6 protein-coding genes are annotated in these 4,050 nt (G+C 23.2%); 5 read left to right on the top strand and 1 reads right to left on the bottom strand.

The features are described 5' to 3' along the window. On the top strand, window positions 1–980 hold a 980-nt coding region (locus tag ACERKK_RS09650; RefSeq protein WP_373772876.1), incomplete at its 5' end, for a sensor histidine kinase. Window positions 981–982: 2 nt separating this feature from the next. Here ACERKK_RS09650 and ACERKK_RS09645 read toward each other — a convergent pair. After that, the gene (locus tag ACERKK_RS09645; protein WP_373772875.1) at window positions 983–1,678 is read right to left on the bottom strand and encodes a TIGR02453 family protein; all 696 of its coding nucleotides are present in this window, start codon (window positions 1,676–1,678) and stop codon (window positions 983–985) included. A gap of 78 nt (window positions 1,679–1,756) precedes the next feature. Between ACERKK_RS09645 and ACERKK_RS09640 the strand changes: the two genes are divergently transcribed. From ACERKK_RS09640 to ACERKK_RS09625, 4 genes are all read left to right on the top strand, one after another. After that, a complete protein-coding gene (locus tag ACERKK_RS09640) occupies window positions 1,757–2,098 on the top strand; it encodes a hypothetical protein (protein ID WP_373772874.1) in 342 nt (113 codons plus the stop codon). A gap of 5 nt (window positions 2,099–2,103) precedes the next feature. Beyond that, on the top strand, window positions 2,104–2,949 hold the full coding sequence (locus tag ACERKK_RS09635) for a DUF1853 family protein (RefSeq protein WP_373772873.1): 846 nt from the start codon (window positions 2,104–2,106) through the stop codon (window positions 2,947–2,949). Between the two features lie 91 nt (window positions 2,950–3,040). After that, on the top strand, window positions 3,041–3,538 hold the full coding sequence (locus tag ACERKK_RS09630) for a hypothetical protein (RefSeq protein WP_373772872.1): 498 nt from the start codon (window positions 3,041–3,043) through the stop codon (window positions 3,536–3,538). 8 nt (window positions 3,539–3,546) lie between these two features. Further along, window positions 3,547–4,050, top strand: a 504-nt coding sequence (locus tag ACERKK_RS09625) for a DUF1853 family protein (RefSeq protein WP_373772880.1), incomplete at its 3' end; no start/stop codon positions are given.

Below are 4,050 nucleotides of genomic sequence, written 5' to 3'. Positions count from 1 at the left end.
CAATTATTGGTAAAAGTATGATTGAAATTTTAGGTGAAGAGTATTTTTATGATGTTGCTAAAGAGAAATTTGATAGAGCTTTAAATGGTGAATGTATAGATTATGATTCATATTTAGAAATCAATAATGAAACTCATTTTTTTAATATCCACTTTGAACCATACTATTCAATTGACAATAAAATAGTAGGAGTTGTTTCAAATATTTATAATAAAACTAGATATAAAGAGTACGAAGAAGAGAATGAGAAAAAAGAAAAACTTCTAATCCAACAATCAAAAATGGCTGCAATGGGTGAAATGCTTGAAAATATTGCACATCAATGGAGACAACCTTTAAGTATGATTTCTACTTGTTCTAGTGGAATTTCATTACAAAAAGAGTTTGGAACTTTAAGTGATGAAATATTAGTTGATTCTTTAAAAACAATCACTGATACGACAGTTTATCTATCTCAAACTATTGATGATTTTAAAAACTTTTTTGAAAGAGATAAGCAAAAAATAAACTTTAATATAAATGAGAATACGAATAAAACTCTAAATTTAATTGATATGAGTTTTGCTGGTAATAATATTGAAGTTATTAAAGATTATAAAGATGAAATTGAGATTAGAAGTTATAATAATGAATTTATGCAAGTACTTCTAAATATAATAAATAATGCAAAAGATGCAATTTTATCAAATGAAATGATAAAAGAAAAAAGAAAAATTATTCATATTTCAATCTATAAACAAAACGATAATGCAGTTATTGAAATCAAAGATAATGCAGGTGGAATTCCAAGTGAAGTTATTGATAAAATATTTGAACCATATTTTACAACAAAACACCAATCTCAAGGTACTGGAATTGGATTATTTATGACAAGAGAAATTATTGTAAAACATATGGAAGGTAAAATAGAAGTTGAAAATGTAGAGTATTGTTTTGATGAAGAAATATACAAAGGAGCGTTGTTTAGAATAATTATTTAAAATTATTCTTCTTCAACGCTTAATGTTAATTCATAAACCCATTGTTGTAAATCATACATATCTTGATAGATATTAAATGCCTTATCTACAATATCTTCAGTAAAAAAGAGTTCATCTAATTTAAATGTTTTATATGAATACATTGCATTATAAAGACTTAAATAAGCATACTTATCATCTTTATTAAAACCTAAAGGGAATCTTTTAAATTTAGGTTCAGGAAAATCATAACCTTTACTTTTTAACTCTTCTATAATATTATGAAGCTCAATTCTTTTAGATTCATTTTTAATATATTCTCTATAAGCCTTAAGTAATGGTGGCTTAAAATTTCTAATTCCAGTTGCTATAAAATACTGATTAATATCGTAGAAGATATAAAAACTAGAACTTTGCATTCTATGCGATTGACCTTGCCAAAAAAGTATTCCTATTTTATCTTTCATAGGAGTTTTATCTTTTGAAAATCTTGTATCTTTATATATTTTAAATAATGAACCTGATACTTTTGGTTTTGCTTTAATTGTTGGAACAAGTATTTGTAGTGTTTCACCCATCTCTTCAACAAAATCAATATTTGGTCTTAAAATATTTTCTTCCCATATATGTCGGTTATTTTCAAACCAAACTTTTGTATTATTTTGTTTTAAATCTTCAAGGAATTTTATTCCTTCTTTTTTAAATCCATTAAAGGCCATATTTATCCATTTATTAGTTTTTTAAAATTATATCAAAACTAATTTGATATAATTCCATGAGAAAAAAATGGAGAAAATATGAGTTATTTAGATATTTGTATTATTGGATGGAATTTAAATGCATTAATGTTTGTTGTTAATCTTTTAATTGCAGTACGTGTTATTTCATCACAAGATAGAGAAACTTTACAAGAAGAAAGTTTAGTATTAAAAGATTTAAAAGAAGAAATGGACAAATATTATCCTAATAGATTATATTCTACACTTGGAACATATTTAGTTCCATTTACAGCATTTTTTAAAATGTTTTTTAGATTACTTGAAATGTATGCTTTCTTTCAAAAAAATAAAAACACAAAAATGTTCCATTATATGGTTTATAAATACACAGCAGATATTAATAAAGCTAAGAATAAATAAGTTTTATGCTTGATAATATATCTTCTAAAGAAAGATTAAAACATCAAATAAAAGGCTTTTATAATACTCAATCTTTATTTGAAGATTCTTTTTATGATTTAGATATATTTGAACTTGAGTCAATAGATATAGATTCTTTTGATTCAAATAGTATAGATATAAAAATTCAACTACCACTTGGTAAAAGAGTAGAAATATTCTTTGAAAGCTTAATAGATAATTCACTTCGTTACAACGTAATTTCTAAAAACATCCAAATAATTAATAATAAAAATACCTTAGGTGAACTTGATTTTATAATTTATGATTTAAAAGAAAAAATGTATACTCATGTTGAACTTGTATATAAGTTCTATGTTTATGACGATAGATTTTCTAAAGAGTTAGATAGATATATAGGACCAAATAGAAGTGATACCTTAGTTTTAAAATTAAATAAATTAAAAAACAAACAATTTCCCTTGCTTTTTAAAGAACAAACAAAAGAGTATATAAAAGATATTGATTTAGATAATATAAATCAAAAAGTTTGTTATAAAGCTAATATTTTTTTACCTTTGCATTTGATTGGAAAAACACTACCTTTAATAAATAATGCAACTGTTATAGGTTTTTATCTTTCTTTTGAAAAGTTTTTAGAACAAGAAGAGTTTAAAAATTATGAATTCTTTTTACCTCATAGATATGATTGGCTTACAAAACCTAACACAAACAATAAATGGAAAAACTATGATGAAGCACTAGAAGAAATAGAGTTTTTTCTAAAGATAAAAGCTTCTCCTCTTGTTTGGCTAAAAAAAGAGCAAAAAGGTGAAGTTATCTTTGAAAGATTCTTTATTACTTGGTGGTAATAAATTTATCTGTTTTTAAATACTTCTTTTATGCAATATAAGTATATAATGGAAATCAAAAGTTAATAAGGAATAAGAATGAGACATTACAATGGGTAATTTTGGCGATATAATATTTAGTTCACTATCACAAATCTGGCATTTAATACCAATAATTATTTTAATTTTATTATTTAAAAAATTCATAAATATGAAAGATAGTAAAAACAGAAGAAATAAAAATGAAGAGAATGAAAAAAATGGCTTAACTTTAGAATTACGTACAGTAAAAAAATACGAAGACCTAGGTTATAAAGTAATATCTAATAAATCAGAAAATACAAATAATGAGCAAATTATAGATTTACTTTGCTATAAAGATGATAAAACACTTTTGGTTAAATGCGAAAATAGTTCTGAATCAAAATCAATCAAAGAAGAAGATATAATGGAATTTTATCGTTCTGCAATTAAATATCTTAAATCAAATGATATAGAAGAAAGAAATGCTGACTTTAGATATGCTGTATCTTATAAAGATGTATTTCATAAATCAGCAATTAATATACTAATGGATGATGATTATAATTGTAAGTACGTTCTTATATAAAAGAGTAAATAATAGATTCTTTAATATATAATCAATTTGAAAACTTCTGTAAAACAGCATCTTTATTTAAAAATAGTTTTTATGAGCTTGAGTTATTTGACTTAGAAGATGTATGTGATGATATAAATATTGATAATCTTCAAATTGATATCAATGAAAATCTTGAAAATATTCCTTTAGGAAAAAGAGTAGAGTATTTTTTTGATGCAATTATTCAACAATCACCTAATCATGAAAAAGTTTTAAAAAATAAGCAAATTATTCATAATAAACTTACTTTAGGAGAGATTGATTTTATTCTTTATAATAAAAAAAGAAAGCTTTATCAACATATAGAAATACAGTATAAATTTTATCTTTATGACCATAGCATTAAAGATGAAATTTCTAGATATGTAGGCCCAAGTAAAAATGATAGCTTAATATTAAAATTAGAAAAGTTAAAAAATAAACAATTTCCTTTATTATTTAAAGAAGAAACAAAAGAATATCTAAAAAGTGTAGATTTAAGA

This window comes from Poseidonibacter sp., from assembly GCF_041821165.1.
In the GTDB taxonomy this organism is placed as follows: Bacteria; Campylobacterota; Campylobacteria; order Campylobacterales; family Arcobacteraceae; genus Poseidonibacter.
This window is presented reverse-complemented; position numbering and strand designations above follow the sequence as displayed.